This window comes from Streptomyces sp. NBC_01445 (genome assembly GCF_035918235.1).
Lineage (GTDB): Bacteria > Actinomycetota > Actinomycetes > Streptomycetales > Streptomycetaceae > Streptomyces.
Map to the genome: position 1 here is coordinate 3,017,447 of NZ_CP109485.1, position 20,101 is coordinate 3,037,547.

Annotated in this window: 17 protein-coding genes; 5 read left to right on the plus strand and 12 right to left on the minus strand. The window is 69.7% G+C overall.

Going from position 1 to position 20,101, the window contains the following annotated elements; genetic code table 11:
* Window positions 1-46 precede the first annotated feature (46 nt).
* On the plus strand, window positions 47-1,189 hold the full coding sequence (locus OG574_RS13900) for an MFS transporter (protein ID WP_326778473.1): 1,143 nt from the start codon (window positions 47-49) through the stop codon (window positions 1,187-1,189).
* Between the two features lie 224 nt (window positions 1,190-1,413).
* Here the strand turns inward: OG574_RS13900 and OG574_RS13905 are convergent, their stop codons facing one another.
* From OG574_RS13905 to OG574_RS13940, 8 genes are all read right to left on the minus strand, one after another.
* On the minus strand, window positions 1,414-2,790 hold the full coding sequence (locus tag OG574_RS13905; RefSeq protein ID WP_100591789.1) for a nucleobase:cation symporter-2 family protein: 1,377 nt from the start codon (window positions 2,788-2,790) through the stop codon (window positions 1,414-1,416).
* Window positions 2,791-3,135: 345 nt separating this feature from the next.
* Window positions 3,136-4,524: an 8-oxoguanine deaminase gene (locus tag OG574_RS13910; RefSeq protein ID WP_100591427.1), complete on the minus strand. Its 1,389-nt coding sequence runs from the start codon at window positions 4,522-4,524 to the stop codon at window positions 3,136-3,138.
* Window positions 4,525-4,572: 48 nt separating this feature from the next.
* Window positions 4,573-5,985 (minus strand): nucleobase:cation symporter-2 family protein, encoded by a 1,413-nt coding sequence (locus tag OG574_RS13915; RefSeq protein ID WP_326773485.1) that lies wholly within the window; start codon window positions 5,983-5,985, stop codon window positions 4,573-4,575.
* 70 nt (window positions 5,986-6,055) lie between these two features.
* The gene (gene pucL, locus OG574_RS13920) at window positions 6,056-6,988 is read right to left on the minus strand and encodes a factor-independent urate hydroxylase (protein WP_326773486.1); all 933 of its coding nucleotides are present in this window, start codon (window positions 6,986-6,988) and stop codon (window positions 6,056-6,058) included.
* Window positions 6,989-6,993: 5 nt separating this feature from the next.
* Window positions 6,994-7,398 (minus strand): hydroxyisourate hydrolase, encoded by a 405-nt coding sequence (uraH, locus tag OG574_RS13925; RefSeq protein ID WP_326773487.1) that lies wholly within the window; start codon window positions 7,396-7,398, stop codon window positions 6,994-6,996.
* The gene (gene uraD, locus OG574_RS13930; RefSeq protein WP_326778474.1) at window positions 7,398-7,913 is read right to left on the minus strand and encodes a 2-oxo-4-hydroxy-4-carboxy-5-ureidoimidazoline decarboxylase; all 516 of its coding nucleotides are present in this window, start codon (window positions 7,911-7,913) and stop codon (window positions 7,398-7,400) included. Before uraD ends, uraH begins: the two co-directional genes overlap by 1 nt.
* Before the next feature lie 171 nt (window positions 7,914-8,084).
* On the minus strand, window positions 8,085-8,462 hold the full coding sequence (locus tag OG574_RS13935; protein WP_326773488.1) for a helix-turn-helix domain-containing protein: 378 nt from the start codon (window positions 8,460-8,462) through the stop codon (window positions 8,085-8,087).
* The gene (locus OG574_RS13940) at window positions 8,459-8,710 is read right to left on the minus strand and encodes a hypothetical protein (protein ID WP_100591422.1); all 252 of its coding nucleotides are present in this window, start codon (window positions 8,708-8,710) and stop codon (window positions 8,459-8,461) included. The genes OG574_RS13935 and OG574_RS13940 overlap by 4 nt, the downstream gene beginning before the upstream one ends.
* A gap of 160 nt (window positions 8,711-8,870) precedes the next feature.
* On the opposite strand from OG574_RS13940, the gene OG574_RS13945 reads away from it, so the two are divergent.
* From OG574_RS13945 to OG574_RS13955, 3 genes are all read left to right on the plus strand, one after another.
* Window positions 8,871-9,710: a TIM barrel protein gene (locus OG574_RS13945; RefSeq protein WP_326773489.1), complete on the plus strand. Its 840-nt coding sequence runs from the start codon at window positions 8,871-8,873 to the stop codon at window positions 9,708-9,710.
* Between the two features lie 56 nt (window positions 9,711-9,766).
* A complete protein-coding gene (locus OG574_RS13950) occupies window positions 9,767-10,657 on the plus strand; it encodes a 2-hydroxy-3-oxopropionate reductase (RefSeq protein ID WP_100591420.1) in 891 nt (296 codons plus the stop codon).
* 205 nt (window positions 10,658-10,862) lie between these two features.
* A complete protein-coding gene (locus tag OG574_RS13955) occupies window positions 10,863-12,320 on the plus strand; it encodes a catalase (protein ID WP_100591419.1) in 1,458 nt (485 codons plus the stop codon).
* Between the two features lie 445 nt (window positions 12,321-12,765).
* Here OG574_RS13955 and OG574_RS13960 read toward each other — a convergent pair whose 3' ends face one another.
* Together OG574_RS13960 and gcl are read right to left on the minus strand one after the other, a co-directional pair.
* Window positions 12,766-13,536, minus strand: a complete 771-nt coding sequence (locus tag OG574_RS13960) for a hypothetical protein (RefSeq protein WP_326773490.1) — start codon at window positions 13,534-13,536, stop codon at window positions 12,766-12,768.
* Between the two features lie 174 nt (window positions 13,537-13,710).
* Window positions 13,711-15,489, minus strand: a complete 1,779-nt coding sequence (gcl, locus tag OG574_RS13965; RefSeq protein ID WP_326773491.1) for a glyoxylate carboligase — start codon at window positions 15,487-15,489, stop codon at window positions 13,711-13,713.
* Between the two features lie 362 nt (window positions 15,490-15,851).
* Here gcl and OG574_RS13970 point away from each other — a divergent pair, with 362 nt between their 5' ends.
* On the plus strand, window positions 15,852-16,652 hold the full coding sequence (locus OG574_RS13970; RefSeq protein WP_326773492.1) for a hypothetical protein: 801 nt from the start codon (window positions 15,852-15,854) through the stop codon (window positions 16,650-16,652).
* Window positions 16,653-16,740: 88 nt separating this feature from the next.
* Here the strand turns inward: OG574_RS13970 and OG574_RS13975 are convergent, their stop codons facing one another.
* A complete protein-coding gene (locus OG574_RS13975; RefSeq protein ID WP_326773493.1) occupies window positions 16,741-18,387 on the minus strand; it encodes an AMP-binding protein in 1,647 nt (548 codons plus the stop codon).
* Window positions 18,384-20,087 (minus strand): AMP-binding protein, encoded by a 1,704-nt coding sequence (locus tag OG574_RS13980; protein ID WP_326773494.1) that lies wholly within the window; start codon window positions 20,085-20,087, stop codon window positions 18,384-18,386. The genes OG574_RS13975 and OG574_RS13980 overlap by 4 nt, the downstream gene beginning before the upstream one ends.
* Window positions 20,088-20,101: the final 14 nt, after the last annotated feature.

A 20,101-nucleotide genomic window follows, 5' to 3' on the forward strand; every position in this document is an offset into this window, starting at 1 on the left:
CGAGCCAACAGCCGCCCCCGGACCACCGGCCCGCCGGCGCGGGCCCATCACCCTGCTCGCTCTCGGGCACGCGTGCGTGGACGTCTACCAGGGCGCGGTGGCCGCCCTGGTGCCGTTCTTCGTCTCCGAGCGGGCCTACACGTATGCCGCCGCCTCCGGGATCGTCCTGGCCGCGTCGCTGCTGTCGTCGGTGGTGCAGCCGCTGTTCGGCGCGCTCACGGACCGGTGGGCGATGCCCTGGCTGCTGCCGGTGAGCTGCGTGGTGGGCGGGGCCGGTGTGGCGCTGGCCGGCGTCGGGGACTCGTACGCCCTCACGCTGGTGGTGGTCGCGGTGTCCGGGATCGGGGTCGCCGCCTACCACCCTGAGGCCGCGCGCGTGGCCCGCGTCGCGAGCCGTGGCAGCCATACGGCGATGGGCTGGTTCTCGCTGGGCGGCAACCTCGGATTCGCGACCGCGCCCCTGCTGGTCTCGGCCGTCGTCGCCACCGGCGGGCTGCACGCGTCGCCGCTCCTTGTCGTCCCGGGCCTGGCCGGAGCGGCCCTGTGCGTGGCCGCGCTGCGCTCGGGCCGCAGAGCCGTCCCGGCGGCGGGCGGAGCCGCGCTCGAAGTGGACGGCAGGGACGACTGGCCGTCGTTCCTCAGGCTGACCGGCGCCATTGTGTGCCGCTCGATCGTCTTCGTCGGCCTGAGCGCGTTCATCTCCCTGTACGCGCGCCAGCGGGCGGGCGGCGGTGAAGTAGCGGGCACAGCCGCGCTGTTCGTGCTCTACATCGGCGGCGCGGTGGGCACCGTGGCGGGCGGCAGGCTCGCCACCCGCTTCGGCCGCGTGCCGGTGCTGCGCTGGTCGTACGCCCTGACGGTCCTCGCCGTCGCCGGGGTCGTCTCCGTCCCCGGTCCCGCGCTCTACCTGTGCGTGGCGCTGACGTCGGCCGGCCTGTACGTACCGTTCTCGCTTCACATCACGCTCGGCCAGGACTATCTGCCCCGGCGCGTGGGCACCGCGAGCGGCGTCACGCTGGGGCTTGCGGTCAGCGTCGGCGGCATCGCGAGCCCGGCGATCGGCGCCCTCGCGGACGCCACGTCCCTGCGCACCGCGCTCGCGCCGCTGACCGTCCTGCCGGCGCTCGGCTGGCTGCTCGTACGGTCGCTGCGCGAGCCCGGCGGACGGCCCGTGAAACAGGCGGAGTGACGGGCAGTACGGGAGGGCCGGTTCGGTCACCTTGGCCGAACCGGCCCTCCGGCCCGGGTGGTTGAAGAGAAGGTTCGGGCCGACTGCCAGGATGCAGTCCGTCGAGATGCCCGAACCGAGGACGACGGCCGGTCCCGTCGCGCTGCGGCTCACGCGGGACCGGCAATCCGGTTTGATTACAAAGCACCTTCCGCCATGCGGTCGGCGGCGTCACGCTCGGTGCGTCAGTGCACCCCTGCCGCGGAAGACCCTGCCGACGCCGAGGACCCGGCGACCGTACGCGTCGACGCGATCTCACCGCCCGGTTCCATGGGGGCCGTCACGTCGTCCGCGTCGCCGCTGCGGCCGAGGTGGTTGAAGAGCAGGTTGAGGATCACCGCGGCCACGCAGCCCGTGGAAATACCCGAATCCAGGATGATCTTCGCGGTCTCCGGGAACGCGTGGTAGAACTCCGGCGCCGCGATCGGGATGAGCCCGACGGCCAGCGAGACGGCCACGATCAGAACGTTGTTGTCCCGCTCCAGGTTCGCCTTGACCAGGGTCTGGATGCCGCTCGCCGCGACCGAGCCGAAGAGCACGACGCCCGCGCCGCCGAGAACGGGCCGGGGCACGACCGCGATCAGCGAGGCCGCCATCGGGCACAGGCCCATCAGGACGAGGAAGCCGCCGCCCGTGGCGACCACGTACCGACTGCGGATCTTCGTCATCGCGACGAGGCCGATGTTCTGGGCGAACGCGCTGCACATGAAGCCGTTGAAGAACGGGCTGAGCGCCGAGCCGAGGGTGTCGGCCCGCAGGCCGGCCGCGATGGTCTTCTCGTCGGCGGGACGCTCCACGATCTCACCGAGCGCCAGCATGTCGGCCGTGGACTCCGTCATCGAGACGACCATGACGACACACAGGGAGACGATCGCGGCGGCGGCGAACTGCGGGGCGCCGAAGTGGAACGGCGTCGGGAAGCCGATGACGTCCGCGTCGCCGATCGGGCTGAAGTCCGTGACGCCGAAGGGGATCGCGACGAGGGTGCCGATGATCAGGCCGAGGAGTACGGCGATCTGCTTGACGAAGCCCGTGGTGAACCGGCGCAGCAGCAGCACGATGACGAGAGTGATGCCCGCCAGCGTGAGATAGGTCGTCGAACCGTAGTCCTTGGCCGCGGGGTTGGGGCCCTGGGCCCAGCCGAACGCGACCGGCATCAGCGAGACGCCGATGAGGGTGATGACCGTACCGGTCACGACCGGCGGGAAGAAGCGCACGAGCTTGCTGAAGAAGGGGGCGGCGATGAAGCCGAGAACGCCGGCGACGATGACCGCGCCGAAGATGACGGGCAGCGCGTCCTTCTTGTCGTCGGTCGAGTTGACGACGGCGATCATGGGCGCGACACCGGCGAAGGTGACGCCGTTGACGAACGGCAGACGGGCGCCGATCTTCCAGATGCCGAGGGTCTGGAGGAACGTGGCGAGTCCCGCGGTGAACAGGCAGGCGCCGGTCAGGAAGGTGAGTTCCTTGGGCGACAGGCCCACGGCGGCGCCCACGATGAGCGGCGGCGCGACGACGCCCGCGTACATGGCGGCGACGTGCTGGAGGCCGGTCGTCGCCATCTTCAGCGGCGGCAGCTTCTCGTCCACCGGGTGCTTGCCCGCAGGATGTTCGGTGTGCCCCTCGGATATCTCGTCGGGGGTGGTGCCTTGCTTGGTGAACCTGGGCTTGATGGCCACAGCGGCTCCTCCGGTTGTTTTCCAGTGCCTGGGCGGCACTCGCTTCTGGGAGGTGGTACGTCGTGCAAGGACTTGCCGGTATTCGGTTGTGGGTACTGCGCCCAGGTAGTGCTGACCGCCCCGGGATCGTGAAGTGTTGGGCCACGATCCGGGGCGGCACTTGAGCAGCCCGCTCGGCAGCTCAAGCCCGGTCGGGGGCCGTCCCCCCCGACCGGAGTTCTTGGGTTGTCAGGACTCGGCGGTGATCCGCGCGAGACGCTGGGCCTCCTGACGCGCATCGCGGGCGATGGCGTCCTCGTCGGCGTGCAGCAGGCGTCCGTCCTCGACGACCGGCTTTCCGTTGACGAGGGAGAGGGTGACCGGGGCCGCCGCGCCGAAGACGATGGCGGTGACCGGGTCGGCGATCGAGGAGTGCCCGATGCCGTCGATCTTCCACAGGACCAGGTCGGCGAGCTTGCCCGCCTCCAGGGAGCCGATCTCGGCGGCGCGGCCCAGGACCCGGGCACCGCCGGCGGTGCCCAGCCTGAGCGCCTGACGGGCGTTCAGGGCGGCCTCGCGGTGGGCGCCGAGACGGTTGATGAGGAGGGCGTTGCGCAGCTCGGTGTGCAGCTCGCCGGACTCGTTGGACGCCGTGCCGTCGACGCCGAGGCCGACCGGGACGCCGGCCTTGAGCATGTCAGGGACGCGGGCGATGCCGGCCGCCAGACGGGCGTTGGACGACGGGCAGTGCGCGACACCCGTGCCCGTACGGGCGAAGGCGGCGATGTCCGAGTCGTTCATGTGGACGCAGTGCGCCATCCACACGTCCTCACCGAGCCAGCCCGTCGACTCGAAGTAGTCGGTCGGGCCCATGCCGAAGAGCTCGTGGCAGAACTTCTCCTCCTCGACCGTCTCGCTGCCGTGAGTGTGCAGCCTCACCCCGAGCCGGCGCGCCAGCTCGGCGCCCTGCTTCATGAGTTCGGTGGACACGGAGAACGGCGAGCAGGGGGCGACGGCCACCTGGGTCATGGCGCCGAAGGAGGCGTCGTGGTGCTTCCTGACGGTCTCCTCGGTGGCCGCGAGCGCGCCCTCGAGGGTCTCGACCGCGAAGTCCGGCGGCAGGCCGCCGTCCTTCTCGCTGCGGTCCATGGAGCCGCGGGCGAGCGTGAAGCGGACACCCATGTCGGAGGCGGCGCCGATGATGGCGCCGGACAGGTCGCCGGAGCCCTGCGGGTACACGTAGTGGTGGTCCATCGCGGTGGTGACACCGCCGCGGGCCATCATCGCGAGGGAGCCCTGCGCGGCGACGCGGGCCATCTGCTCGTCGATGCGCGCCCACGTCGGGTACAGCGCGACCAGCCAGTTGAACAGGTTGTGGTCCGTGGCGAGGCCCCGGGTGATCCACTGGTAGAAGTGGTGGTGGGTGTTGATCAGGCCGGGCGTGACGAGGTGACCGGTGCCGTCGACCCGGCGTACGACGTTCTCCAGGCCCGCGGGGGCCTGGCCTGCGCCGATGGACTCGATCTTGTTGTCGGCGACGACCACGTACCCCGAGGCGTACTCGGTGTCGTTGGCGTCGACGGTCGCGATGGCCGCGTTCTCGATGACGATGCGGGAAGGGGCTGCCGAAGGTGCCATGGTGCTTCCTTCATGATGAGTGGCGAGGCGTGTGGGCACGGCAGGACCCTAGGAGGATTTGAGTGCCGCGGCGGCGGTGGCGCGGCCGCGGGTGCCGAGATGGTGAAAGAACAGGTTCAGCGATACGGCCACCAGGGCGCCCGCGCTGATGCCGGAGCCGAGCACGGTCTGCGCCCAGGCCGGGAATTCGGCGTAGAAGGTGGGCGCGGCGAGCGGGACGATCCCCGCGCCGAGCGAGACGGCGACCAGGATGATGTTCGAGCTGTCGTCGAGGCCGGCCTCCGACAGCGTACGGATGCCGCTGACGGCGATGGAACCGAAGAGGACGATGCCCGCGCCGCCGAGGACCGGCATCGGCACCGTGGAGACCACCGCGCCGAGCACCGGGAAGGCGCCGAGGACCAGGAGCGCGCCTCCCGCGGCGGCGACGACGTAGCGGCTGCGCACCTTGGTCAGCGACACGACGCCGACGTTCTGGGCGAAGGCCGAGGTGGGGAAGCCGCCGAAGACGGGGCCGAGAAGGGTGGCGAGGCCGTCGGTGCGCAGGCCGCGGGTGATGGTCCTGCCGCTGGTCTCGCGGTCGCAGATCTCGCCGATGGCGAGCATTCCGGCGCTGGACTCCGTCATCAGGACGAGCATCACCAGGCAGAGCGAGAGGATCGCGGCGGGCTGGAACTCGGGCGTGCCGAACGCGAAGGGCGTGGGCAGCGCGGCGACCGGGGCCGACCTGAGGGCGCCGAAGTCGGCCATGCCGAACGGGATCGCGGCCAGCGTGCCGATCAACAGGCCCAGAAGCAGGGCGACTTGCTTGACGAAGCCGCGGCCGAAGCGCTGGATCACCAGGATGACGACGAGCGTGAACGCGGCGAGTCCCAGGTACTTCATGTCGCCGAAGTCGGCGGCGGTCTTGTCACCGCCCTGCGCCCAGGCGACCGGGACGGGCATCAGGGTCACCCCGATGAGGGTGATGACGACGCCCGTGACGAGCGGTGGGAAGAAGCGCAGGAGCCTGCCGAAGAACGGGCCGATCGCGAGACAGAAGACGCCGGCGACCATCACCGCACCGTAGATGGCGGGGAGTTGGTCGCCCCGGGCGTTGGTCTCGGCGATGGCGAGCATCGGCGCGATGCCGGCCGAGGAGGCGGCGTTGACGAAGGGCAGCCGGTTGCCGACGAGTCCCTTGACGCCGAGGGTCTGCAGGAGGGTGGCCACGCCCGCGATGAGCAGGCTGGCGGCGATGAGCCGGGTCTGGCCCGCCGTGTCGAGACGGACGGCCTGGCCGATGATGAGCGGGGGCGTGACCACGCCCGCGTACATCGCGGCGATGTGCTGGAGTGCCGCGGGGACGAGCCGCGAGGGGTGGAGCTTTTCGTCCACCGGGTGCACCACGTTATGGCTTGTGGTGTTCTCCGATGGGGTGGAACACGGGCCTTCTGCCGGCCCTTTTGCAGGCGTTGCCATTGCTGTCCCTCCGGTGTGGCGCACCCCCCGCCCGGCTACGGGCGGGCGGGCGGGGGGTGCGCGCCCCGCGTCAGAGGTTGGTCATGTCGACCGGGATGTGCGGCTCGCAGCCGTCGCGCAGGATGGTGGCCTCGATCAGGCCGTAGGGGCGGTCGGCCGCGTAGTACACGGCGCCGTCCTTGGCTTCGTTCTCCAGACCGAAGGCGGAGAGGTCCTGCCGGAAGTGGTGCTTGTTGGGCGCGGAGAAGCGGATCTCGTCGATCTCGCTGCGGTTGTTGATGACCCGCGAACCCATTTGGTACAGCGTCTGCTGGAGCGAGAGCGAGTACGTCTCCACGAACGCCTGGAGGATGTGCTTCTTGGACTGCTCGTAGGACTTCTCCCACTGCGGCATGCGCTGGTCGTCGGAGGTCCAGTTGTGCCGCCACCACGTCGACAGGGACGTGGCGAGGATGCGGTCGTAGTCCTCCTGGAGCGTCGTGTACTTGTCCTTGATGTAGCCCCAGAACTCGGAGTTCGTGGAGTTCATCACGGTCAGGTCCTTGAGCCCGGACAGGACTTCGAACTTCTCGCCGTCGTACGTGATCTGCGCGAGGCGGGTCTCCTGGCCCTTGCGGACGAAGGAGTGCTTGACCTCGTCGGCGCCGATGAACTTGGAGTTGCCGTCGGAGCCGGCGATGCGCTCCCAGGAGTACTCCTCGATGCGGATGCGCGCGCGGTGGATGGACGGCTGGCTGTCCACGAAGTGCCGGGCGAGGTGGATGCCGTACTGCTCGGCCGACTCGATGCCGTATTCCTTGGCGAACGCGAAGCAGGTGTTCTTCGTCGTGTCCGTCGGAAGGCAGTTGGCGTTCGAGCCGTTGTAGTGGACGTCGTCGAGGTCGCCGGAGAGGGCGACGGAGACGTTCAGGTCCTTGATGTGGTGGGTGTCGCCGTCCCGCGTGATCTTGACGACGCGGTTCTCTGCTTTGCCGTACTGGTTCTGGCCGAGAATCGTGGGCATGTCTGCTAGCTCCCTCGGTAAACGGAGTAGCCGAACGGGTTGAGCAGCAGCGGTACGTGATAGTGCTCGCCCGGCTTGACGGCGAACGTGATCGCCACCTCCGGGAAGAACGCACCGCTGTCCCTTACGCGGGGGGCGTCCTGCTGCGCCTCGGCTTGCTTCACTGTCTTGATAGAACGCGTGAAGTACGTCTCGACGGCGAAGTCGAGCCGTACGTGGGTGGTGCCCTCCGGCAGCGCCGGCAGGTCCTTGCAGCGCCCGTCCGCGTCGGTCGCGGAGCCGCCGAGCGCCACCCACTCGGCGTCGCTGCCCTGACGGGCGGCGAGCGAGATGGCGACGCCCTCGGCGGGGCGTCCGATGCTGGTGTCGAGAATGTGCGTCGACACCGACGCGGTGGTCGCGGTGCTCATCAGTCCTTGTCCTCTTCCACTTCTACGTCTTCTTCGGCGAGGCGGGTCAGGCGGATACGGTTGATCTTCCCCAGTTCGGTGCGCACGATCTCGCGCTCCGTGCGGGTGTCGTTACCGATCCTGGCCTTCATCGCGTCGCGCATCTGCTCGCCGGTCGCCCCGGTGGCGCAGATCAGGAAGACATGACCGAACCGGTCCTGGTACGCCAGGTTCAGTTCGAGCATCTCGGCCTTGAGCTCCTCGGAGGCGCCGGCCATGCCCCGCTGCTCGCGGGACGAGGTCGGGTCGCCCGGCTTCGGGCGGCCGATCGGGGGGTGCCCCGCCATCGCCTCGGCGAGATCCTCGGCGCTGAGCTCGGCCATGGCGGCGTCGCTCGCGGCGAAGAGTTCCTCCGCGGTTTTGAAGGGGCGCTGGGCGAGGAGCTTGCTCCCCCACGCCGAGCTTGCACACACCTCGTGGAGCGCGGCACCGGCCGCGTTCTCCTGAAGGGTGTTGAACCGGGAAAGCCCCGGCATCGGACGTGAAGTCACGGGAAGCCTCCGTGGCCTTGAGCTGGACGGGCTGCGGATAGCTAACGCCCTCCGAAACACCACGTCAACACTTTGTTGAAAACTCGGAGTTACAAAAACCGCCGCCCGGTATCCGGACGGCGGCTGGTTCGACACCTTGGCGTGATACTGGGGAGGCTACTCCCCCTTGGCCGCGTTTTCCCTGTTCAGGTAGTTGTAGACGGTAAAACGACTCACCCCGAGCGCACCGGCCACGGTCTCCACTCCGTGCCGCACGGAGAAGGCACCGCGTGCCTCCAGTATCCGTACGACCTCCTGCTTGGCCTTGCGGTCGAGGGCCGACAGGGGCATGCCCCGCCCGCGCTCCATGGCCACCAGGATGTGATCCAGGGAGTCGGCCAGCTGGGGCAGCCGTACCGCGATGACCTCGCGACCCTCCCAGTGCAGGACGACATCGTCCTTGCCCGCCTCCTGCGGCGGCAGCATCTCGCCCCCCATGGCGTCCACCAGCGGCTTCACCGCGCTGACGAAGGGGACGTCTCCTGTAGCGCTCACTTATCGCCCTCCCCCATCACATTGACCTGGAGCGAGACGCGGGTGGCGCCGGCCGCCAGGGCCTGGCGCAGCAGCGCGTCCACCGCACCGAGCACGGCGTCCGCCTCCCCTTCGGCGGTGTTGCCGAAGGGTCCGACATCCACCGCGTCCAGTTCGGCCTTCTGGATGACGTCGCGGGCGACGACCGCATGGGGCGGCGCCTCGTCCAGGTCGAAGGGCTCGGTCGTGAACTCCACTCTCAATCGCACGGGGTCAACCTACTGCCGCGACCGGTTTTTCCGGCAGCCCCTCTTGACAAGAGCGAAGCATCCCCGGCAGTCTTCCATCAAGCAGAAACGAACTTCCGCTATACGGAACTCGACACCGAGTGCCGTACGGATCTCGATACGGAAGGGAGCGCCGACCCCGATGGGATTCGCAGACCAGCGCTTCAACGTCAACCTGTCGATCCTCTTCACGGAACTCCCGCTCCTGGAGCGCCCCGCGGCCGCCGCCGCGGCGGGCTTCACCGCGGTCGAGCTGTGGTGGCCCTGGGTCGACGCCCCCACCCCCGAGCAGTCCGAGCTCGACGCCCTCAAGAAGGCGATCGAGGACGCGGGCGTACAGCTCACCGGACTCAACTTCTACGCCGGACAGCTGCCGGGCCCCGACCGCGGCGCCCTGTCCATCCCCGGCGAGGAGAGCGACAGGTTCCGCGCGAACATCGACATCGCGGCGGACTTCGCCCTCTCCCTCGGCTGCAAGGCGCTCAACGCGCTGTACGGCAACCGCGTCGACGGCGTGGACCCGGCGGTCCAGGACGAGCTCGCCCTGGAGAACCTGGTGCTCGCGGCCCGCGCCGCCGACCGCGTCGGCGCGATCCTCCTGATCGAGGCGCTGAACAAGCCCGAGTCGCCGCTGTGCCCGATCGTGAGCGCCCCCAAGGCGATCGAGATCGTGGACAAGGTGAACGCGGCCACGGGCCTCGGCAACGCCAAGTTCCTGATGGACCTGTACCACCTGTCCATGAACGGCGAGGACCTGCCCGCGGTGATCGAGCAGTACGCCGCGAAGACCGGCCACGTGCAGATCGCCGACAACCCGGGCCGCGGCGCCCCCGGCACCGGTTCGCTGCCGCTCGAGGAGCTGCTCGACCAGCTGGCGAAGACGGGCTACGAGGGCTATGTCGGCCTGGAGTACAAGCCCGGCGACAAGCCGAGCGCCGAGGCCTTCGACTGGCTGCCCGCCGGGGCCCGCGCCACGCGCTGAGCGTCCCGACGCACGCCAACTCACCTACGTACGACCGCAGTTAGAGAGGCACCCTCATGAGCAACCTCCCCAAGATCGCGTGGATCGGACTCGGCATCATGGGCTCCCCCATGTCCGAGAACCTGATCAAGGCTGGTTACTCGGTGACCGGCTTCACCCTCGAGCAGGACAAGCTGGAGCGGCTCGCGGCCGCCGGCGGCACCGCGGCCGGCTCGATCGCCGAGGCCGTCAAGGACGCCGACGTCATCGTCACGATGGTGCCCGCCTCTCCGCAGGTCGAGGCCATCGCCTACGGCGAGAACGGCATCCTCGAGAACGCGAAGTCCGGCGCCCTGATCGTCGACATGTCGTCGATCACCCCGCAGACCTCCGTGGACCTCGCGAAGGCCGCCAAGGACAAGGGCATCCGCGTCATCGACGCCCCCGTCTCCGGTGGCGAGGCCGGCGCGATCGAGGCCGTTCTGTCGATCATGGTCGGCGGTGAGCAGGCCGACTTCGACGAGGCCAAGCCGCTCCTCGACGCCCTCGGCAAGACCATCGTGCTGTGCGGTCCGCACGGCTCGGGCCAGACCGTGAAGGCCGCCAACCAGCTGATCGTCGCCGTGAACATCCAGGCGTGCGCCGAGGCCGTGGTCTTCCTGGAGAAGTCCGGCGTGGACCTGACGGCCGCGCTCGACGTCCTCAACGGCGGCCTGGCCGGCTCGACCGTCCTGACCCGCAAGAAGGACAACTTCCTGAACCGGGACTTCAAGCCCGGCTTCCGGATCGACCTGCACCACAAGGACATGGGCATCGTCACCGACGCCGCCCGCAACGTGGGCGCCGCCCTGCCCGTCGGCGGTGTGGTCGCCCAGCTCGTCGCCTCCCTGCGCGCCCAGGGCGACGGCGGCCTCGACCACTCCGCGCTGCTGCGCGGCGTCGAGCGCCTCTCCGGTCAGCAGGTCTGACCCCCCGGACTTCCGGGCCGTGGCGGCGCTGACACCTGTCCTGTCGCGCCCAGGCGTCGCCACGGCCCGGAACCATGCCTTTCAATTCAACAAACTGTTGACCATGACTTCAACAAACTGTTGACGTAGCTGTTCAGAGCCTCTTACGCTCCGGTTCACCGTCAGCAGTCCCAGCAGTTCCGTACGGAAGGTCACCCTCGCCACCATGTCGAAGCGTGTGCTCACGACCGAGTCCGGCGCTCCTGTCGCCGACAACCAGAATTCCGCCACCGCCGGCGTCGGTGGCCCGCTTCTCCTCCAGGACCAGCACCTCCTCGAGAAGCTCGCTCGCTTCAACCGCGAGCGCATCCCGGAGCGTGTCGTCCACGCGCGCGGTTCCGGCGCGTACGGCTACTTCGAGGTGACGGACGACGTCACCGGCTTCACCCACGCCGACTTCCTCAGCACGGTCGGCAAGCGCACCGAGACGTTCATCCGCTTCTCCACCGTCGCGGACAACCTCGGCGGCGCGGACGCGGTCCGCGACCCGCGCGGCTTCGCGCTGAAGTTCTACACCGAAGAGGGCAACTACGACCTCGTCGGCAACAACACCCCGGTGTTCTTCATCAAGGACCCGATCAAGTTCCCCGACTTCATCCACTCCCAGAAGCGCGACCCCTTCACGGGCAAGCAGGAGGCGGACAACGTCTGGGACTTCTGGGCGCACGCCCCCGAGGCGACGCACCAGATCACCTGGCTGATGGGCGACCGCGGCATCCCTGCCTCGTACCGCCACATGAACGGCTACGGCTCGCACACCTACCAGTGGACGAACGCCGAGGGCGAGGCCTTCTTCGTCAAGTACCACTTCAAGACGAACCAGGGCATCCGCTGCCTCTCCTCCGAGCAGGGCGCCGAGATCGCGGGCAAGGACGCCAACTCGCACCAGACGGACCTGCTCCAGGCCATCGAGCGCGGCGTCAACCCGTCCTGGACCCTGTACGTGCAGCTCATGCCCGTCGCCGAGGCGGACGACTACCGCTTCAACCCGTTCGACCTCACCAAGGTGTGGCCGCACAAGGACTATCCGCTGCAGCGCGTGGGCCGCCTGGTCCTCGACCGCAACCCGGACAACGTCTTCGCCGAGGTCGAGCAGGCCGCGTTCTCCCCGAACAACTTCGTGCCCGGCATCGGCCCCTCCCCGGACAAGATGCTCCAGGGCCGCCTGTTCGCCTACGCGGACGCGCACCGCTACCGCCTGGGCGTCAACCACACCCAGCTCGCGGTGAACGCGCCCAAGGCGACCGACGCCGACAACTACGGCCGCGACGGCCTGATGGCGTCCAACGCCTACGGCCGCGACCGCAAGAACTACGAGCCCAACTCGTACGACGGGCCCGCCGAGACCGGCCGCCCGCTGTCGGCCCCGCTCGCCGTCGCCGGCTACACCGGCACGCACGAGGCGCCCGCCCACACCAAGGACGACGACTTCTTCCAGGCGGGCGAGCTGTTCCGCCTGATGTCGGACGACGAGAAGTCCCGTCTGATCGCCAACATCGCCGGCGGCCTCTCGCAGGTTTCCCGCGACGACGTGATCGAGAAGAACCTGGCTCACTTCCACGCCGCCGACGCCGAGTACGGCAAGCGCGTGGAGGAAGCGGTCCGCGCCCTGCGCGAGGACTGACACCCGAGCTGCGTCCGGGGTCTGACGGGAGGTCAGGCCCTGGACGCAATGCCCGCGTCACTGTGCAGACCCGGATGAGGGGTGGTCACACGGCGACGCGGGTGGTCCGCCCCAGGCGGACAGGCACGGTCCGCGGCGGCTCTGCGAGCCAGTGCGGTGGTCAAGATCCTGGCGGCCCCTTCTCGACCTGAGGGGAGGGCAGTCGCCGGGGTTCATCCCAGGCCGCCGCGGTACCGGCCACACCACGGAATCCGCCCGGCGGCACGCATGCATGTTTCGCCAGTCGCATGCCGTCGGACGGCACCAACTCCCTTCGGGGAAAGCCCTCTTCGGGGAATGCTCATTTCAGGAGAGGTCAGCTTCGGGGGAAGCACAGAACGCCGAGTACGGACGGTCCCGTACTCGGCGTTCTTGCGTTGTCCCCGCGTCGCCCGGCCGACGGTGCTCAGGAGTTGCCGCTGCCCGCCTGCGCGATCAGCTTCTCGCGCAGCACGGTCCACTGCGCCGTCATGTCGTGCACCAGATACAGGTCGCGCCGCCGCGTCCAGGCCTGGCCCGACTCGGGGTCGTACGTGCCGGGCATCTCGAAGCCGGCGGGCGCGTACGCCTTCATGCCGCGGTCGTTCGTGGTCTGCACACAGCGCTTGACGTGGTCGCGGAAACCGATGACGCCCGCCGTGCCGATGCCCTGCGGCAGCTTCTTGCGGGCCTCCACGACCTGGGCGGCGACGCCGTCCGTGCTCAGGTACGTGATGGTGCCGTCCGGCGCGATGACCGGCTCGATCGATGTCACGTCGGTCATGCGGTACTTGGACTTCAGGAAGCGCGCGATCTCCCACTGCGCGTACACGGGCACGTCCCTGCGGGCGCGCACTCGGGCCACGGTGTCCGCCAGCTCCTCGTTGACCGGTCCCGGCTCGTACATGACCTTCGTGGGGTCGCCGCCACCGGCCGGCGGCCGGTTCCCGAAGCCGTACGCGACGAGGAAGTCGATCCGGCCCAGGGGCACCGTCGGCGGGTGCCAGTCGAAGCCGATGCCGTGGATGTGGGGCTCGACGGCGCGGGCGGCGGCCCGGTCGTCGAGTTCGGCGCCGAGCGCGGCCCGCATGGCCTTCCTCAGCCGGTCGTCGCCGTGCGAGGGGGCGGGGGCCGCGCCGAGCAGGGCGGGGGCGGCGGCCGCTGCCGCGATGCCCGCGGCGAATGTGCGTCGTTCCATGACCGGATCGTCGCCTTCCGGGACGGCCCGCCGGTCAACACGGGGCAGCGGCCGGGTGTCGGCGCGGTGTCATACGTATCGCGCGATGTCACACGTGACGCGCGCTGTCATGCCGAAGGGGCGGCCCACCCCCCATCGGGTGAACCGCCCCTTGTCGGACCGGCAGGCGCCTGATCAGGCCGTCAGCGGCCGGATCGCGGTCGGCGCGTGGCCGGGCTCGGTCGCGAGCTCCTCGAACTCCTTGACGGCGCTGATGTCGGCCGTCGGGCTCATCGAGATGTTCGTGATGCGCTCCAGGATCGCCTCGACGACGACCGGAACGCGGTACTGCGCGGCGAGCTTCTTGGCCTCCTCGAAGGCCGGCAGCAGCTGGTCGGGCTCGGTGACGCGGATCGCCTTGCAGCCGAGGCCCTCGGCGACCTTGACGTGGTCGACGCCGTAGACGCCGAGCTCGGGGCTGTTCTGGTTCTCGAACTCCAGGTTGACCTGGAAGTTGATGTCGAGACCGATCTGCGCCTGGCGGATCAGGCCCAGGTAGGCGTTGTTGACCAGGACGTGGACGTACGGGATGCGGTGCTGCGCGCCGACCGCCAGCTCCTCGATCATGAACTGGAAGTCGTAGTCGCCCGAGAGCGCGACGACCTGGGTCTCCGGGTCGGCGGTGGCGACACCGAGCGCGGCCGGGATGGTCCAGCCGAGCGGGCCCGCCTGGCCGCAGTTGATCCAGTGGCGCGGCTTGTAGACGTGCAGCATCTGCGCGCCGGCGATCTGGGAGAGGCCGATGGTGGTGACGTAACGGGTGTCGGGCCCGAACGCCTTGTTCATCTCCTCGTAGACGCGCTGGGGCTTCATCGGCACGTTGTCGAAGTGCGTGCGGCGGTGCAGCGTGCCCTTGCGCTCCAGGTGGGCGGCGACCCACGCGGAACGGTCGGGGAGCTTGCCCGCGGCCTTGAGCTCGCGCGCGACCTCGACGAACAGCTCGAGGGCGGCCTTGGCGTCGGAGGCGATCCCGTAGTCCGGGGCGAAGATCTTGCCGATCTGGGTCGGCTCGATGTCGACGTGGACGAACTTGCGGCCCTCGCGGTACACGTCCAGCTTGTAGCCGGTGTGACGGTTGGCCCAGCGGTTGCCGATGCCGAGGACGAAGTCCGACTCCAGGAACGTGGCGTTGCCGTAGCGGTGGCCCGTCTGCTGGCCGACCATGCCCGCGTTCAGGTCGTGGTCGTCCGGGATGGTGCCCCAGCCCATGAGGGTCGGGACGACCGGCGTGTTGGTGATCTCGGCGAACTCGACCAGGAGGTCGGAGGCGTCCGCGTTGATGATGCCGCCGCCGGCGACGATCAGCGGGCGCTCGGACTCCAGGAGGAAGGAGATCGCCTTCTCGATCTGGGCGCGGGTCGCGGCCGGCTTGTAGACGGGCAGCGGCTCGTACGTCTCCGGGTCGAAGTCGATCTCGGTCTGCTGGACGTCGATCGGCAGGTCGATGAGGACCGGTCCCGGACGGCCGGAGCGCATCAGGTGGAACGCCTGCTGGAAGACGCCGGGCACCTGGGCCGCTTCGAGGACCGTGACGGCCATCTTGGTGACGGGCTTCGCGATCGAGGCGATGTCGACGGCCTGGAAGTCCTCCTTGTGCAGGAGGTGGCTGGGCGCCTGGCCCGTGATGCACAGGATCGGGATGGAGTCACCGGTGGCCGAGTAGAGGCCGGTGATCATGTCGGTGCCGGCCGGTCCCGAGGTGCCGATGCAGACCCCGATGTTGCCCGGGTTCGTACGGGTGTAGCCCTCGGCCATGTGCGAGGCGCCCTCGACGTGGCGGGCCAGCGTGTGGCTGATGCCGCCGACCTCCTTGAGGGACTTGTAGAAGGGGTTGATGGCGGCACCCGGCACGCCGAACGCGTTCGTGACGCCTTCGCGCTTGAGGATCTCAACTGCCGCGCTGGCAGCGGTCATACGAGCCATTGAGTTCTCCTGCTTCGGCTGTCGGATTCGCGCTCCCGTCGCGCCCCCGCGGCGAGCTGTGAGTCCGTGTTGTCTTCGTACTGTCTTCAGCTTCTAATTTCCACATTGCGGAAACTAGGTTCTGCTATATGGAAGCAATGTAGGCGGCGACCTCCCGAGCGTCAAGGGACGGCCTCTCGTCGACGGATCCGGAGCGATCTCGCCCGACTGCCTGCCGCGGCCGGGGAGTTTGGAGGACGATGGCCCCCGAGGGGCTTTCGTTCGGATCCGGCCTGATCCGAACGAAAGGCCCAAGGGCGGGAAGCCATCACGAGCCCGGGTGCGGAGCCCCGGGCGGATGCCGGGAGTGGGTCATGGCTCAGAACGTGCCGGTGCGGTGCCCCGCCTGCCGGCGTGAACAGCTGTATGCGCCACCGGTCTACCCCTGCTCGTGCGGCGCGCCCGTCGTGCCGCCGCTGCGGCGCGGGGCGCCCGCGGAGCCGGTCACGCACCGCACCTGGCTCGACGACTGGGTGACCGTGCGGTGCGCGGCCTGCGGGCGCCGGGACCGGTGGCCGCGCCCGGAGGTCGGCTGCGCGTGCGGCACGGTGCTGCGGATCCCGGTCGAGGGCGACCCGGCGCCGAGCCATGACGCGTCGCCGGACTCCGACGTGGCGGGCGGCGCGACATGGCCGGGGCCCGCGGACCCGCCCACGACGGACGATCCGGATCAGGCCGGTCCTACGCGGCCGGGCCCCGCCCACATTCCGCTGCCGCCCACGGCTCCGGTCCCGCGCCCCGCGTTCCGGCCGGTGGCCATCCGCACGGCGCGCGACGCAGTGACCGCCGTCGCCCTCTATCTGCGCTGGCTCGGCTACCGGGACATCCGCCGCGCCGACCAGCGCCCCTCGTCCGGCATCGGCCTCGCGGCGCGCGGCGTCGTCGCCCAGGTCGAGCCGTCGGTACGGCCCGCCACCCTGCGGGACGTGGAGTGCCTGTGGCTGACCGGCATGACGGAGTCGGCGGTCTGCGTCTACTTCTCACTCGCGGGCTACGACGAGGACGCGCGCACCCGCGCCGACGAACTCGGCATCCCGCTCTTCGTCCTCGACCTGGCGGGCATGCCCCAGCCGGTCAACAATCCGGCGGACGAACTGATAGCGGCCGGGGCGTAGACCCTGCCGGGTTCGGTCGGAGGCATGGGGCGGGCCCCACCCGGGCCGATCGGGCCCGGATGAGGCCCCGCAGAAAGAGTCGTACGCCTCAGCCGGCGTCGGCCCCGTACCCCTCCCGCAGCTCGATCTTGCGGACCTTGCCGCTCACCGTCATCGGGAACGCGTCGAGGATGCGCAGCCGGGCCGGCGTCTTGTAGTGGGCCAGCCGGTCGCGGCAGTACGCGCGGAGTTCCTCCAGGGTGAGCGTGTCCTCCGGGTGACGGAGGATCACGCAGGCCAGGACCTCCTCCCCGTACCGCTCGTCGGGCACGCCCACGACCTGGACGTCCGCGATCTTCGGGTGGGCGTAGAGGAACTCCTCGATCTCGCGCGGGTAGACGTTCTCGCCGCCCCTGATGATCATGTCCTTGATGCGGCCGACGATCTGGACGTAGCCGTCCTCGCGCAGGACCGCGAGGTCGCCGGTGTGCATCCACCGTCCCGGGTCGATGACCTCGGCCGTCTTCTCCGGCTCGTCCCAGTAGCCGAGCATCACGCTGTAGCCGCGCGTGCACAGCTCCCCCGGCTCGCCGCGCGGCAGCGTCACGCCGCTGACCGGGTCGACGACCTTGACCTCGATGTGCGGCAGGACGCGGCCGACCGTGCCGGTGCGGCGCTCCAGGTCGTCGTCGCGGCGGGTCTGCGTGGAGACGGGCGAGGTCTCGGTCATGCCGTAGCAGATGGAGACCTCCGCCATGTGCATCTCGGCGACGACCCGCTTCATGACCTCTACGGGACACGGCGAGCCCGCCATGATGCCGGTCCGCAGCGACGACAGGTCGTACGTCGCGAAGTCGGCGAGGTTCAGCTCGGCGATGAACATGGTCGGGACGCCGTACAGCGACGTGCACCGCTCGCGCTCGACCGCGTGGAGCGTGGCGACGGGGTCGAAGGAAGGGGCGGGGATGACGATGCAGGCGCCGTGTGACGTTGCGCCCAAATTGCCCATCACCATCCCAAAACAATGGTAGAAGGGCACGGGCAGGCAGACCCGGTCCTGCTCGGTGTAGCCGACCGTCTCACCCACCCAGAAGCCGTTGTTGAGGATGTTGTGGTGGGAGAGCGTGGCGCCCTTCGGGAAGCCGGTCGTGCCCGAGGTGTACTGGATGTTGACCGGGTCGTCACAACTCAATTCCGCCTGTCTGGCATCGAGTTGCTCAACCGTCACCGCGGCCGCACCCGCCGCCAGGGCGTCCCATCCGGGGTCACCGATGAAGACCGTCTCGCGCAGCTCGGGGCACCGCTCCCGCACCTGCCGGACGAGCGCCCGGTAGTCGCTGCCCTTGTGCTCGGTCGAGGCGACGAGGATGCAGACGCCCGCCTGCTTGAGCACGAACTCCAACTCGTGGGCTCGGTATGCGGGGTTGATGTTCACCATGACCGCGCCGATGCGCGCGGTCGCGTACTGCACGAGGACCCACTCGGGGCAGTTGACCGCCCAGACCCCGACGCGGTCACCCTTGAGCACACCTGCGGCGAGCAGCCCTCGCGCCAACTGGTCCACGTCCGCGCCGAATTGGGCGTAGGTCCAGCGGCGCCCGGACGGCACGTCGACCAGTGCGTCACGGTCGGGGTACGCGGCCACGGCCCGGTCGAGGTTGCGGCCGATGGTGTCGCCGAGGAGCGGCGCGGGGTCCGTCCCGTGCGCGTACGACAGGGCCTGGGGCCGGGCCGTCGTGCGGGGTTCGCTCGTCACCGGAAGTCCTCCTCGCGGTACTCGGCCGTGGAACCCTGCGCCGTGCGCTCGCGCAGCTCGATCCGGCGGATCTTGCCGGAGACCGTCTTGGGCAGCTCGGCGAACTCCAGACGCCGGACGCGCTTGTACGGCGCGAGCACGTCCCGCGAGTGCGCGAACAGCAGCTTCGCGGTGCCGGGCCCGGGTTCGTACCCCTCGGCGAGGACGACGTACGCCTTGGGGACGGCGAGCCGCAGCTCGTCGGGGGCGGGCACGACGGCCGCCTCGGCGACCGCCTCGTGCTCCAGGAGCGCGCTCTCCAGCTCGAACGGGCTGATCTTGTAGTCGGAGGCCTTGAAGACGTCGTCCGAGCGGCCGACGTACGTGAGATAGCCGTCGGTGTCACGCGAGCCGATGTCGCCGGTGCGGTAGTAACCGCCCGCCATCGCCTCGGCCGTGCGCTCGGGGTCTCCGTGGTAGCCGACCATGAGGCCGACGGGCCGCTCGGACAGATCGAGGCTGATCTCGCCCTCCTGCGCGCCGGGTCGGCCGGTGACCGGGTCGAGCAGTTCGACCTTGTAGCCGGGGCTGGGGCGACCCATGGAGCCGGTCTTCAGCTCCTGACCGGGGCTGTTGGAAACCTGCACGGCGGTCTCCGTCTGGCCGAACCCGTCCCGGATGGTGACGCCCCAGGCGCGCCGCACCTGCTCGATGACCTCGGGGTTCAGCGGCTCGCCCGCGGCGACGACCGCGCGCGGCGGCGTCGCCAGCTGCGTCAGGTCGGCCTGGATGAGCATGCGCCACACGGTCGGCGGGGCACAGAAGGACGTGACGCCCGCGCGCTCCATGACCTCCAGGAGCCGGCCCGCGTCGAAGCGCGTGTAGTTGTAGAGAAACACGGTCGCCTCCGCGTTCCACGGCGCGAAGAAGTTCGACCAGGCGTGCTTGGCCCAGCCGGGCGACGAGATGTTCAGATGGACGTCTGCGGGACGCAGCCCGATCCAGAACATGGTCGCCAAGTGCCCTACGGGATACGACACATGGGTGTGCTCGACGAGCTTGGGCCGGGCAGTCGTGCCGGAGGTGAAGTACAGGAGGAGTGGGTCCTCGGCCGACGTGACGCCGTCGGGCTCGAAGATCTCGGAGGCGTCGTCGGCGTCCTCGTACGAGAGCCAGCCGCTTTCCGCGGTGCCGCTCGCACCGACGACGGTTCGGGTGAAGTCGCCGGGGACCTCGGTGAACTTCTCGACGTCCTCGGGGCGCACGATGACGTGCCGGGCCCGGCCGCGGTCCACGCGGTCGCGCAGGTCGGCGGGTCCGAGCAGCGGTGTCGCGGGGATGACCACGGCCCGCAGCTTCATCGCGGCGAGCATGATCTCCCACAGCTCCACCTGATTGCCGAGCATCAGGAGAACCCGGTCGCCCGCGTGGACGCCCTGGCCGCGCAGCCAGTTGGCGACTCGGTTCGAGCGGCGGCGCAGCTCGTCGAAGGTGAAGCGGCCCTCGCGGCCGTCCTCCTCGACGATGTGCAGGGCCGTCTTCCCGTTGCCGTCGGCGATGGCGTCGAACCAGTCGAGGGCCCAGTTGAACCGCTCGGGGCGCGGCCAGGCGAAGCCCTCGTACGCGGCGGTGTAGTCGTCCGCGTTCCGCAGCAGGAAGTCCCTCGCCGTGCGGAACTGCTCGGTCGGGCTCGGATCCGTGCCGCTGGTGGCGGTCGTCATGTGTCCTCCTCATT